The sequence below is a fragment of the Nitrobacter sp. TKz-YC01 genome (genome assembly GCF_047824785.1).
In the GTDB taxonomy this organism is placed as follows: Bacteria; Pseudomonadota; Alphaproteobacteria; order Rhizobiales; family Xanthobacteraceae; genus Nitrobacter.
Genome location: NZ_CP181167.1, coordinates 2600260 through 2612176, shown reverse-complemented (window position 1 = coordinate 2612176; position 11917 = coordinate 2600260). Strand labels below are relative to the sequence as shown.

10 protein-coding genes are annotated in these 11917 nt (G+C 62.5%); 7 read left to right on the top strand and 3 right to left on the bottom strand.

Features of this window, described 5'->3' with window-relative positions; genetic code table 11:
- Positions 1–56 precede the first annotated feature (56 nt).
- Together ACMYR2_RS12460 and ACMYR2_RS12455 are read left to right on the top strand one after the other, a co-directional pair.
- Positions 57–1304 (top strand): threonine ammonia-lyase, encoded by a 1248-nt coding sequence (locus tag ACMYR2_RS12460; RefSeq protein ID WP_347264130.1) that lies wholly within the window; start codon positions 57–59, stop codon positions 1302–1304.
- 195 nt (positions 1305–1499) lie between these two features.
- Positions 1500–3344 carry an acetyl-CoA hydrolase/transferase C-terminal domain-containing protein gene (locus tag ACMYR2_RS12455; protein ID WP_416193016.1) on the top strand — a complete coding sequence of 615 codons (1845 nt, stop codon included), beginning with the start codon at positions 1500–1502 and terminating at the stop codon, positions 3342–3344.
- 43 nt (positions 3345–3387) lie between these two features.
- On the opposite strand, the gene ACMYR2_RS12450 is transcribed toward ACMYR2_RS12455, so the two are convergent.
- The 3 genes from ACMYR2_RS12450 to ACMYR2_RS12440 form a co-directional block, all read right to left on the bottom strand.
- Positions 3388–4167: an enoyl-CoA hydratase gene (locus tag ACMYR2_RS12450; RefSeq protein WP_416193015.1), complete on the bottom strand. Its 780-nt coding sequence runs from the start codon at positions 4165–4167 to the stop codon at positions 3388–3390.
- A gap of 164 nt (positions 4168–4331) precedes the next feature.
- Entirely contained in the window at positions 4332–5060 is a 729-nt protein-coding gene (locus tag ACMYR2_RS12445; protein WP_347265235.1) for a hypothetical protein, read from the bottom strand.
- Positions 5061–5283: 223 nt separating this feature from the next.
- On the bottom strand, positions 5284–6393 hold the full coding sequence (locus ACMYR2_RS12440) for a DUF2336 domain-containing protein (protein WP_347265236.1): 1110 nt from the start codon (positions 6391–6393) through the stop codon (positions 5284–5286).
- A gap of 417 nt (positions 6394–6810) precedes the next feature.
- On the opposite strand from ACMYR2_RS12440, the gene ACMYR2_RS12435 reads away from it, so the two are divergent.
- The 5 genes from ACMYR2_RS12435 (at position 6811) to ACMYR2_RS12415 (ending at position 11914) form a co-directional block, all read left to right on the top strand.
- Complete coding sequence (locus ACMYR2_RS12435) at positions 6811–7380, top strand: sigma-70 family RNA polymerase sigma factor (protein WP_347265237.1); 570 nt, start codon at positions 6811–6813, stop codon at positions 7378–7380.
- Positions 7377–8069: a hypothetical protein gene (locus ACMYR2_RS12430; protein WP_347265238.1), complete on the top strand. Its 693-nt coding sequence runs from the start codon at positions 7377–7379 to the stop codon at positions 8067–8069. Before ACMYR2_RS12435 ends, ACMYR2_RS12430 begins: the two co-directional genes overlap by 4 nt.
- A 46-nt stretch (positions 8070–8115) precedes the next feature.
- A complete protein-coding gene (locus tag ACMYR2_RS12425; protein ID WP_347265239.1) occupies positions 8116–10020 on the top strand; it encodes a S8 family serine peptidase in 1905 nt (634 codons plus the stop codon).
- 787 nt (positions 10021–10807) lie between these two features.
- Positions 10808–11011: a CsbD family protein gene (locus ACMYR2_RS12420; RefSeq protein ID WP_141382481.1), complete on the top strand. Its 204-nt coding sequence runs from the start codon at positions 10808–10810 to the stop codon at positions 11009–11011.
- Positions 11012–11419: 408 nt separating this feature from the next.
- Complete coding sequence (locus ACMYR2_RS12415; RefSeq protein ID WP_347263269.1) at positions 11420–11914, top strand: TIGR03809 family protein; 495 nt, start codon at positions 11420–11422, stop codon at positions 11912–11914.
- Positions 11915–11917 lie beyond the last annotated feature (3 nt).

The following is an 11917-nucleotide window of genomic DNA, read 5'->3' as shown; positions in this document are numbered from 1 at the left end:
TTTTCTTGCGGCGGATTGAGCGACCCTCGTTCAGACGCGAGTTACGGAGAACCAGCATGAGCGACGCGGAGCAGGGCAAATCCATCGGAACGGCGGACCTGCAGGCCGCCGCCGCCCGGCTCGCCGGACGCGTCGTTCGCACGCCGCTGGTTCATTCGCGCACGCTGTCGGAAATCACCGGGGCCGAGGTCTGGCTCAAGCTGGAAAATCAGCAGTTCGTCGCCTCTTTCAAGGAGCGCGGCGCCGCCAACAAGCTGCTCACGCTGTCACCGGACGAGGCGAAGCGCGGCGTCATCGCCATGTCCGCCGGAAACCACGCCCAGGGCGTCGCCTATCACGCTCACAGTCTCGGAATCGCCGCCACGATCGTGATGCCGAAATCAACGCCTTTCGTGAAGGTGTCGCGAACCAGGAAGCTGGGCGCGCGGGTTCGGCTCGAGGGTGAGATCCTGGCGGAATCCGCCGCCTTTGCCCGGCAGTTGGCCGCCGATGAGAATCTTGTCTTTGTTCACCCTTATAATGATCCGGCGGTCATCGCCGGACAGGGCACGGTGACGATCGAAATGCTGGAAGACCAGCCGGCGCTCGACTGCATCCTCACGCCGGTCGGGGGCGGCGGGCTGGTCGCGGGTTGCGCGATCGCGGCAGCGGATCATGCGTCGAAGGTGGAGGTGATCGGCGTCGAGGTGGAATCCTACGCCGCCGTGGTGCAGCATCTCGCCGGGCGTCCGGTCTCGGTCGGTGGCGCGACCATCGCCGAAGGCATCGCGGTGCGCGACGTCGGCACGCTGCCGCTGGCGATCCTGCGCGAGTACGGCATCGAGGTGGTGACGGTGGCGGAACGCATGATCGAGAAGGCTGTGATCCAGATGCTGGAAATCGAGAAGACCGTGACGGAAGGCGCGGGCGCGGCGGCGCTCGCCGCGCTGATGAGCGATCCCGGACGGTTTGTCGGGCGCAAGGTCGGCTTGATCGTCTCCGGCGGCAACATCGACACGCGCACGCTCGCCAATGTGCTGATGCGAGGGCTGGTGCGCGACGGCCGGCTGATCGATCTCGTGGTGGAGATTTCCGACAAGCCGGGCGCGCTGGCCGAACTCGCGTGCATCATCGCCGAACTCCGCGGCAACATCGTCGAGGTGCAGCATCAGCGCCTGTTCAGCGCGCTGTCCGCCAACATGACCGAGGTCGAGCTGGTGATCGAGGCGCAGGACACGGCGCACGGCAGCGCCATCGTCGCCGGGCTGGAAGCCAAGGGCGTGAGAGCGCGCCGCCGTGACCGGTTGGTGCTGTCGAGGGATTGAGAGCGCAATCACATTGAATCGTTGCGGCCCGTTACCGGAACATGGAATCCTGAAGGCGTATCCAGAGCCTTCTCGCTTCTGATGGAATCAGAAGCGAAGCTCTATAATCTTGATTTAACGCGTTTTCTTCACGCGAACCGGTATCCACTTCGCTCGAAAACGCTATAACATGACGGATGTGCGGACAATGATCTGATGCCGATTTACACCGATCCCGCCGCGATCGTCGATGACATCATCCGCGAGAGCGGTCCTCGCCTGATGGTGGGACTGCCGCTTGGGCTCGGCAAGGCCAATCATATCGTCAATGCGCTGTATCGCCGGGCGGTGGCCGATAGCGGTCTCGACCTTACGTTCTTCTCGGCGCTGACGCTGGAGAAACCGCGCCCGTCGAACGAGCTGGAGCGGAGGTTCATGGCGCCGGTGATCGACAGGCTGTTCGGAGAATGGCCGGATCTCGATTACGCTTCCGCGTTGCATAAGGGTGAACTGCCGCCGAACATCAAGGTCATCGAATTCTTCTTCCTGGCCGGAAAGTGGCTGCGTAATACCTATGCCCAGCAACATTACATCGCCGCCAATTACACTCACGCCGCGTCCTATATCCTCGACCACGGCCTCAACGTCATCACGCAACTGGTGGCGAAGCGTGTCGTCGGCGGCGAGACGCGCTATAGCCTGAGTTGCAACACCGACACCACGCTCGATCTGCTGCGTGCCCGCGCCGCCGGCCGCGCGTCGTTCAAGCTGGTGGGGCAGGTCAATTCGCAATTGCCGTTCATGCCGGGGGCGGGAGACTTGCCGGCCAGCGAGTTCAGCGCCGTCCTCGACAGTCCCGCCACGGACTTCCCGTTATTCGCGCCGCCGTCCCAGCCGGTATCCGATACCAAATACGCCATCGGCCTGCATACGGCCGGATTGATCAAGGATGGCGGCAGCCTGCAGATCGGCATTGGCCAGACCAGCGACGCGCTGGCGCAAAGCCTGATCCTTCGTCACCGCGACAATGCGCGTTTTCGCGAGATCACCGGACGGCTTGCGCCGGACAGGACAATGGCGGAAGCCGCGCCGTTCGCGACCGGACTTTATGGCGTCAGCGAAATGGTGTTCGAGGCGTTTCTCGGGCTGATCAAGGCGGGCGTGTTGAAGCGCGAGGTCGATGGCGCGGTGCTGCATGGCGCGTTCTTCCTCGGATCGCAATCGTTCTACCGCGCCTTGCGCGAGATGACGCCGGACGAACTGTCCCGCATCCAGATGACGGCGGTGTCCTTCACCAATGAACTTTACGGCGATGAGGCCGCCAGGCGCCGTGCCCGCGTCGATGCGCGCTTCGTCAACAACGCGATGATGGCGACCCTGATGGGAGCCGCGGTTTCAGACGGCCTTGAGAACGGTCAGGTGGTGAGCGGCGTCGGCGGGCAGTACAATTTCGTGGCGCAGGCTTTCGCGCTTGAAGGCGCGCGCTCGATCCTCACGCTGGAGTCGACCAGACGGGAGAAAGGCGGCGCGGTATCGAATATCCGCTGGGCCTATGGTCATGTCACCATTCCGCGGCACCTGCGCGATATCGTCGTCACCGAATACGGGGTGGCGGACCTGCGCGGAAAATCAGATGCCGATGTGATCGCGGCGATGCTTAACGTGGCGGATTCGCGTTTTCAGGCCGAGCTGATGCGTCAAGCCAAGGACGCCGGCAAGCTGCCGAAAAGCCATGAGATACCGGCCGCTCATCGCCAGAATTTCGCCGATCGGATCAAGGCTGCGCTGGAGCCTGCGCGCGCGGCCGGGCTGCTGCCGCGGTTTCCCTTCGGCTGCGACTTCACCGAGATCGAGCAGCGGCTGATTCCCGTGCTTGAAACCTTGCGCGACGCATCGCGCTCGCCGCTCTCGCTCATGGGCTTGTTGATGAAGGGATTGCGTTCCGGCGATGCAACCGTGCAACCCGCACTCGCCCGCATGGGGCTCGATCATCCGACGACGTTTTCAGACAGGCTCCACCGTGCGCTGCTCAATGGCGCGCTGAAGGAGAACACGAAGTAAGACACTGCGCCGCAGTCGCCTCACGCCGGGCGAGAACGATAGGTTACCGGTTCTTGTTGTCCGGCTTGCGTTTCTCGATGAAAGCCGCCATGCCTTCGGCGCGATCTTCCAGCGCGAAGGTCGAACGAAACAGGTCGCGCTCGACGCTCATGCCTTCCGACAGCGTGGTCTCGAAGGCGCGGTTCACGGCGCTCTTCGCCATCGCCGCGGCAGGACGCGACATCGCGGCGATTTTTTTCGCGGCGGCCATCGCCTCGTCCATCAGTTTGTCGACGGGCACGACGCGGCTGACGAGGCCCGAGCGCTCCGCCTCGGCGGCGTCCATCATCCGTCCGGTGAGGCAGAGGTCCATCGCCTTGGCCTTGCCGATGGCGCGGGTCAGGCGCTGCGTGCCGCCGATGCCGGGAATGGTGCCCAGCGTGATTTCGGGTTGGCCGAATGTCGCGGTGTCGGAGGCGATGATGATGTCGCACATCATGGCCAGTTCGCAACCGCCGCCAAGCGCGTAGCCGCTGACCGCCGCGATCGTCGGCTTGCAGCAGGTGGCGATACGGTCGCCGCCGATGGCCTTGAAGTCTTCGTTGAACATGTCGATGAAGGTTTTCGGCTGCATCTCCTTGATGTCGGCGCCGGCGGCGAACGCCTTTTCATTGCCGGTGATCAGAAGACATCCGATTTCGTCATCGGCCTCGAACTCATCGACCGCGGCGGCGATCTCGCGCAGCACCGCGAAAGACAGCGCGTTGAGCATTTTCGGGCGGTTCAATCGGATGACGCCGACCTGATCGCTGCTCTCGACGATGATGTGCTCGAACGTGCGCATGGTCGGTCCCGCTCCATTGTTGGCCGGTCGTGAGGAGTATCCGGCGGATACAATGTGCCTGCGGTCCCGTCGCGCGGCAAGGTTGCGGGACCGTTGCCGCGCGAAGCTGCCGAGACCTTTCCGCTTCGCGTTTTCTTCATGCGAACAGCGGCGGTGTGCGGCTATCAGGCCATGAACATCCGGGCGGCGGAGCCGATCATGAGCAGACCGCCAAAGGCGATGAAGATCTTGCCGATCAGGGAGGTCTGGTTCCAGGTGGAACTGTCGCTCGCCATCGTCTGGCCGGTCTTGGCGCTATCGGAAGGCGGAGCGAGGTCAATCGAGGCCAATGCCAGGCTCGGTGCGTCCTGGCGGTTCTCGGCCAGTGTGCGGTCGATTTCGTTGACCTCATCGGAGGAAACGATCTCAACGCGAGCCGCAGGGGAGGCGGTGTTGTCGGCAGGCAGCGCGCTATCTTCCTGTTTGACGGCCAGCATCTCGCCGGCGCTGCTGGCAAGCGTGCCTGCTTCGGTTTTCGGGGAACCGTCCCGGGACAACCCTTCGGCGCCGTCGGGCATCTCGACGCTGGCGTTTGCGTTGGCGATCGTCGGCGGCAGCGGTACGGGCTTGTTGCTGTCGTGGGCTGCGGAGGCGGTTGTTTCCTGCGCTTTCGCATTGGCTTTGGGTTCGGATTTGACCGATTTTCGCGTGCGTGCGGTGTGCCGTTTGTGCGTGCGATGTTTGGAGAACCTGCCGAGCTTGACCGGTGCCCCCACTTTTTCCGCCGCCTGGGCGGCGGCAGCCATGCCGGCGGGTTCCGCCGCGCTGTCGGTCGTACCCATTGGCCCCGCGAAGCCCAGTAAAAGCCCTGCTGCGATGATCCACGCCGAGCGCCCGCTGGCTCCGATGCTCATGACGATCTCCCCGTTTGTCGGTCCCTGATCGGCAACAGAAACGGCGGGAGTGGCCAGACCGGGGCAGAAAAAGGGAATTTTTCGACCATAACGGCGAAACCGCGGTCATCCATCAAAATGAGGCGATGGCGGCGAGGGGAACACGACCGTCAGAAAACATGCCACCAGACGAAAACCGGTTCTACTTTGCGCTGGCCGGCCTTTCGGGTCGGGATCATGGCCTCTAACCGTCGCCCGTCGCGGTTGTTTGCTGCGTTCGATGGAACCGCAGCACCTGCTGCGCCGTGGACGGGCGCAGACGTTCATAAGTCTGCTTCGCGGCGTCGATATCCGTCACTTCGACCTGCGTCAGATCGCGGCGCATGTCGATGATGGTTCTCACCGTTGCCCAGGAGAGGCCGCTGACCTTGGCCAGGATAAGGACGCCTTCGGTCTCGGATTCGACCATCATTTTTTCGGCGACCGCGATCGAGACATTGGCGAGGCAGGCAATGGCGGCATTGGTTTCGTCGAACTTTCTGGCTTCCGCGAATGAAGCGACTTCCTGCTCGTCCAGCCGTCCGTCTTCGTACAGCGACCTGACCAGTCCGTGTGCGATCGTGGTTTCCCTGCCGATGGCTCCCGGCGCCGAGCGTGCGCGCCGCGCTGCCTCGCTGACCACGGCCGAAACGTCGTTCGCCTGTTGGGGATGAGCCGCCGCGAGACGCGCCCGCACCGTGGCGGAGGCCTTGGCGATCAGCTTCAAATAGTGATGGCGCGGGATCGACGGCCGCATTCCGACGCAGGTCGTGATGTCGTCGTCGCCTTCGGCGCGTTCGACCAGCCGCGTGAAGCCGAGTTCGGAAAATTCCGCGCCCGGATTGTTGACGGTGCTTTTAACGACTTCGTCGTTGCCGCGCTCGATCAGCGCGTCGGTGACCGCGGCGCTCAGCGCCCTGCGCGTGGAGATCGCCAGCAGATGAGCCTGACTTTTGTTGTGGACGTTCTCGATCAGCGCGTCATCGCCGAGCCGTTCGGATTGCGACAGCACCGGGGCGGCGACTTCAATCAGGTCGTCGAAGGCGAGGACGCGAATGATCTGCGGCGGAGCCTTGGCTACGGGAGCAAGGCGCCTGGCGAGCAGCGCTTTCGCCGAACTCTCGATGTGGCGGATCAGGCAGTTGAAAACGTCATCGAAGAGCGTGATCTGCTCGTCGGAATAGTCGACCGAGCTGTTCAGGAACAGGTCGGTGACCCGCCGCAGCGTTTCGACCCGCCGCGCGATCGTGCCATGGGTGAGAACGGTCTGGAGCTCATCGAGCAGACCCGCCGACCCTGCCGATTTGGAAGCCATGGCCCTGTCCTGGAGTGGCTCTGTCCTGGTGTCTGCAGCGATGTTCCGGTCGTTCTGATCCGGAGATTGCGGCCCGCCTAACGCGGCGGAATCAATGTGGATGGGTAGCAGCGCAGTAATTTACGGCGAAAGCCTTAAAGTCCGGGGTATTCTGGTCCTCGCGCCTCGAATATGTTTAATGCATTATTTCCAAACGGAAATTTCCACCTGTCGGAGCAGGTTGCAGATTTTGGTCCTGGCCTCGGACAGCCTCTTGCGATGTGGACTTTCCCCAGGTCCCTCCGGCGCTTGCCCTTTCCGCCGATTCGGGCACAACCTAGCCACGGCCGGACGGCTGATATCTGTAAATTGAGAAGATTTTACTTTGCCAATCGAACCTTCCTTCCTGCAATCCCGACCAATTCCACGAGACGGCCAATGAGCGCGACACAGGCGGCTTCCGATGAAGCTCTGATTGCCCGGATCGCTCAGGGCGACCGCCTCGCCATGCAGGTGCTGTACGGGCGCCATCACGTCAAGGTCTTTCGGTTTGGGCTGAGGCTCGTGCGGAACGAACAGATCGCCGAAGACCTTATCAGCGAGGTTTTTCTCGATGTATGGCGTCAGGCTGGCAAATTCGAAGGCCGATCCGCCGTCTCCACCTGGTTGCTGGCCATCATGCGCTTCAAGGCGCTCTCTGCGCTTCGCCGCAGGAAGGATGCCGAACTCGACGATGAGACGGCCAATGAGATCGAGGATCAGTCCGATGACCCGGAGGTGACGGTACAGAAAAAGGATACGGGAAACGCGTTGCGCAAGTGCCTGATGCAGCTTTCAGCGGAGCACCGGGAGATCGTCGATCTCGTCTACTACCACGAGAAATCGGTGGAGGAAGTCGCCGAGATTGTCGGAATCCCCGAAAATACCGTGAAGACGCGGTTGTTCTACGCGCGCAAGAAACTGGCCGGTCTGCTGCAGGCAGCCGGAATAGAACGAGGTTGGCCATGACAGTGGCGAAGAGGGTTGCGGACGGCGGGCCGGGAGATGTCGAAGGGCTGTTGCCGTGGCATGCCGCCGGCACGCTGAGCGCGCGTGACACGCGCCGGGTCGAGGAAGCGCTTGCGAGCGATCCCGGTCTGGCGAAGCAGTATGCGGTAATCCGCGATGAATACGCCGAAACCATTTCGCTTAATGAAAGCCTCGGCGCTCCGTCCGCCGGCGCGATGCACAAGCTGTTCGCCGCGATCGACGCCGAGCCGGCCGCGCGCGTTCCGGTCGTGCGTGCGGGCCTGTTGGCGCGTATCTCGCGGTTCTTCAGCGCTCTCTCGCCGCGCATGCTGGCGGCGGCCGGCGCGGTCGCAGCGCTGGTGGTGGTGCTTCAGGCCGGCGTGATCGCCGCGATGCTGTCGAAGGATGATGGCGGCCAATCGTTCCAGACGGCGTCTCACCGCGCGCCGGATGCGCCATTGACCCGCGGACTGGGCGTGGAATCGGGACCGCAGGCATTGGTGCGGTTCGCGCCGGACGCCCGCATGTCGGATATCGCTGAGTTCATGGACAGCTATCAGGTGACGGTCGTTTCGACCTCCCGCAATGGCCTGTTCCGGCTGCGCTTCGATCAGCACAAGGATCTTCCCGGGCTGTTGAGCAAGCTCCAGGGCGAAAGGATCGTCAACCTGGCGGTGCCTGCAGAATAGCGGACGTGAACGTTATTCCGATCGTGACCGGTTTCCGCCCTGAGGCATGAGAAAGACCACGATGGAGAACCGCGCGATGCGTCAGCGCATGACGGGCAGAATGAAATGCAGCGTCGCGCTCTTTGCCCTGACGGGTCTGTGCTGGCTCGCAAGCGATGCTTCGACGGCCCATGCGCAAGGCAATATGCAAGGTTTCAGGGGCTCTCCGAGCTTCGGCATGCAAGGGCGCGCGCCGATGCCCTCGCCGGGTGGCGGCATGACCGGATTGCCTGGCGGGGGATGGCGCGGCATGGGATCAGGCTTGGGATCAGCCTTGGGATCAGGCTTGGGTCTCGGTTTGGGGTACGGGTTGATGCTCGGCGCGACGGGAGCTTCCAGCAGGGCTCCCTCTATCGAAGTCCCTGAGCGCGACGGCGATGTGAACGGCCGGCGATCACGTCCCCAGCCTCGCAAGACGGTCAGCCGTGAGCGAAAACCGCGAAAGCCGGTCACCGGGGTCACGGCGTCGGGCATTTCCTATATTCGCTACGCGCCCAATACCTTTCCGGTTTGCGCCCGCGGCAATGGTGCGATGAGCGGCAACTGCAACGGCCGTCCGTTCGTGGCCGACCTAGGAGGCAATGGTCCGCCGCCCCAGAATCAGAACACCGGGCCTCGCCGCAATGCGGGGCAGACGGCGGTGACGCGCAACTATCTGCCCGGCGAGATCGTCGCCGAGACGGATACGATGCCGGATGCGCAACTCGCGGCGCTGACGCGGCGGCACCGGTTGCAGCTGATCACCTCGCGGAATTTTCCGCTGACCGGAACGACGGTCAGCCTGTTCCGCATCACCGGGCGGCGGCCGGTCGAAGATGTGCAACGCGAGCTGCGCGCCGACAAGGCCGTGCGTTCGGCGCAACCGAACTTCCGCTACATTCTGCAGGATCAGAAAACACAGGCCATCACCGAAGGCGACCCGGCGCAATATGCGCTGGCGAAGCTGCGGCTGCCCGAAGCGCATGGGCTCGCGCATGGCAAGGGCGTCATTGTCGCAGTGATCGATTCCGCGATCGACGTGGATCATCCTGAACTCGCCGGTTCGATTGCGGCGAGTTTCGATGCACTCGACGGCAAGGGCGTGCCGCACGTGCACGGCACCGGGATCGCCGGTGCGATCGTCGCCCATGGGCGGCTGATGGGAAGCGCTCCGTCCGCGAGGATTCTCGCGATCCGTGCGTTCGGCGTGACGCAGGGGGCGGCCGAGAGCACATCGTTCACGATCTTGAGAAGCCTGGATCACGCGGCGGCTCATGGCGCGCAGGTCATCAACATGAGTTTTGCCGGTCCGAAGGATGCGCTGGTCTCGCGCGGCATTGCCGCCGCGGCGGAGAAAGGCATCGTCATGGTGGCCGCGAGCGGCAACGCAGGTCCGAAATCGCCGCCGCTGCATCCGGCCGCGGACGCGCAGGTGATCGCGGTCAGCGCGACCGATGTGGACGACCGGCTGTTCCCGGCCTCCAGTCGCGGCAGCCACGTCGCGGTCGCGGCCCCCGGCGTCGATATCTTCCTTCCTGCGCCGGACCGTAAATATCAGATGACGTCAGGAACCTCATTCTCCGCGGCTTACATCAGCGGTCTCGCGGCGCTGATCCTGGAGCGTCGTCCGGCGCTGAAACCCGCCGAAGTCCGGGCCATCCTGACGACAAGCGCGCGCGACCTCGGCGCGCCCGGCCGTGACGATCTGTTCGGGGCCGGTGAGGCGGATGCGTATCGCGCCGTGCAGTCTGTCCCGGAGGACGCCGTTCCCGCCGCGGAGAAGGAAACGCCGGCGATCGCGGTGTCCGATCCGGCGCGTGTCGTATCCGGTGCCGCCAATGAAACGGCTGGTGAAGCCGCATCTTCGAGCGAGCCGAAGCCGGCGCCGGCGGGTCTGGACTTGCGCGAGGCTGATCCGTCCGCGAATAGATAACCTTTCCATACCCTTAAAAAATTTCAGATCGTCTTGAACGTTTTTCGGCGGCGCGACGACAGAAGAAATGTGGGAGGCCAAACTCCCCGAGGCTATATCAGGCGCGAGCGCCCATCCACCCCAGCGCCCATATGGCTTGACCCGTCCGGTTGTCCCCCCGGACGGGTCTTCTCATTGACTGGAATGTTCGAATGCCAAATTTCGGCCTCGGCAGGATGCGAATTTACCTGCCTGTCGTCGCCAGTAGGGGAGTTCTGACGGATTGATGAATCCGAACTCTTCGCCCGTAAATAAAGTTTCGGGTAAATGAGGCGCCTGGAACGAAAGAAGGAGCTTAAAATTGAAAACCATCTGGAACCTCAAACTTGTCGCCGCGGCCGTCGTGATGGCCGGACTCATCGCAGTCCTTGGTAGCCACACCGCTTCGGCAGCTCCTTTGTCGCCAGCCGCGATTGTCGCTCCGGCAGATGCCACGTCTCACATTGAGCAGGTCCAGTATTATCGCGGTGGACGCCGTTATTATCGGCCGCGGTACGGCTTCGGTCCGAGATATGGCTATGGCCGGGGATACTATGGCTATGGTCGGAGATACTATGCGCCGCGTCGCTTCTATGCTCCCCGGTACTACGCTCCCCGACGCTTCTATCGTTACTGAGTTCAAACCCCGCTTCGGCGGGGTTTTTTGTTTCCGTACTCCATCTCGCTTACGATCTCCGTCCGGCTTTCACCTGCTCGGGAACGACCGCGTCGTCTCCGGATTATATCCCGGCAACAAAAGGAGATTGCGATGGACTGGAATCGTGTCGAAGGAAGCTGGAAGCAACTCAAAGGTGGGATCAAGGAGAAGTGGGGCAAGCTGACCGATGATGATCTTGACGTCATCAATGGCAAGCGCGAACAGCTCGAAGGCAAAATCCAGGAGCGCTACGGATACCAGAAAGATCAGGCCAAGAAGGAAATCGACGATTGGTTCGGTAGCCAGAAATGGTAATTTCAACCCCGCCGAAAGGCGGGGTTTTTCGTTGCAGGCCAGCTTTTATCTCGACCGGCAGTTTCATCTCGGCCGGGTAGAAAGGCTATAGCGCTTTTGAGCGAATTGGAATCCGGTTCGCGTGAAGAAAACGCGTCAAATCAATATCATAGAGCTTCGCTTCTGATTCAATCAGAAGCGAAGCTCTAGCTGACCGCAATCCCGTAGGCCAGCCGGCCGGACGCCTGCCTCGACACGCGAAACTGCCTGTCATTGCAGCCTTGGTGTTGCCCCTCCACAGTGGAGACATATTCGCGCCACAAAGTGCTGGACTTCGCCAAAGTTTTCCACAGAATATCCAGAAATTGCCTGAATTGATTCGTTCGTTGCGTCTGCGTCCGTTTTCCTCCCTGCGGACTGTCCCCAACAATGACCCAACGATACGACGGCGGGCGCGCCCCCGGCCTCGCTCAGGACACCCTCAATCGCTGGTGTGTGCTTGCTGAACAGCGGCTCGATTTTCTGATCGAGCTTTATGAAAGCGGCCGGTGGCGACGTTACCATTCCGAAAATGCCTTCATGGAAAACCTGCGCGAGGCAAAGACCGTCGTCGAAACCTGGCGCGCGCTGGCCCAGCGCGAAGCGACGCCGGACAATCGGGCATTCGACTGGTCGCGGCTCGATCGGCCCTCGGAAACCCCTCCCGCTCTTGGCGATGACATCGGGCAGTCATCAGCCGGAGCTGAGATACCTCATGCGCCGCGGGTGGTGATCGGCCTGCAGGAGGGGACGACACTGCGAGCCAAGGACGAAGCGCCGGCCGGAAAGAATGCGCGGGATGCTGACCGGCTGCCCCGAGTCTTGCCGGATCTGAAAACCCTTCAGATGCGTTATCCGATCCTTCGATACGCCAGAACGGGTTGATCC

Bases quoted from the DNA above. Each gene is read 5' to 3' on its own strand.
- ACMYR2_RS12440 (WP_347265236.1), bottom strand. From the start codon at position 6,393: ATGGCTTCCAAATCGGCAGGGTCGGCGGGTCTGCTCGATGAGCTCCAG.
- ACMYR2_RS12435 (WP_347265237.1), top strand. From the start codon at position 6,811: ATGAGCGCGACACAGGCGGCTTCCGATGAAGCTCTGATTGCCCGGATC.
- ACMYR2_RS12420 (WP_141382481.1), top strand. From the start codon at position 10,808: ATGGACTGGAATCGTGTCGAAGGAAGCTGGAAGCAACTCAAAGGTGGG.
- ACMYR2_RS12430 (WP_347265238.1), top strand. From the start codon at position 7,377: ATGACAGTGGCGAAGAGGGTTGCGGACGGCGGGCCGGGAGATGTCGAA.
- ACMYR2_RS12460 (WP_347264130.1), top strand. From the start codon at position 57: ATGAGCGACGCGGAGCAGGGCAAATCCATCGGAACGGCGGACCTGCAG.
- ACMYR2_RS12425 (WP_347265239.1), top strand. From the start codon at position 8,116: ATGAGAAAGACCACGATGGAGAACCGCGCGATGCGTCAGCGCATGACG.
- ACMYR2_RS12415 (WP_347263269.1), top strand. From the start codon at position 11,420: ATGACCCAACGATACGACGGCGGGCGCGCCCCCGGCCTCGCTCAGGAC.
- ACMYR2_RS12445 (WP_347265235.1), bottom strand. From the start codon at position 5,060: ATGAGCATCGGAGCCAGCGGGCGCTCGGCGTGGATCATCGCAGCAGGG.
- ACMYR2_RS12450 (WP_416193015.1), bottom strand. From the start codon at position 4,167: ATGCGCACGTTCGAGCACATCATCGTCGAGAGCAGCGATCAGGTCGGC.
- ACMYR2_RS12455 (WP_416193016.1), top strand. From the start codon at position 1,500: ATGCCGATTTACACCGATCCCGCCGCGATCGTCGATGACATCATCCGC.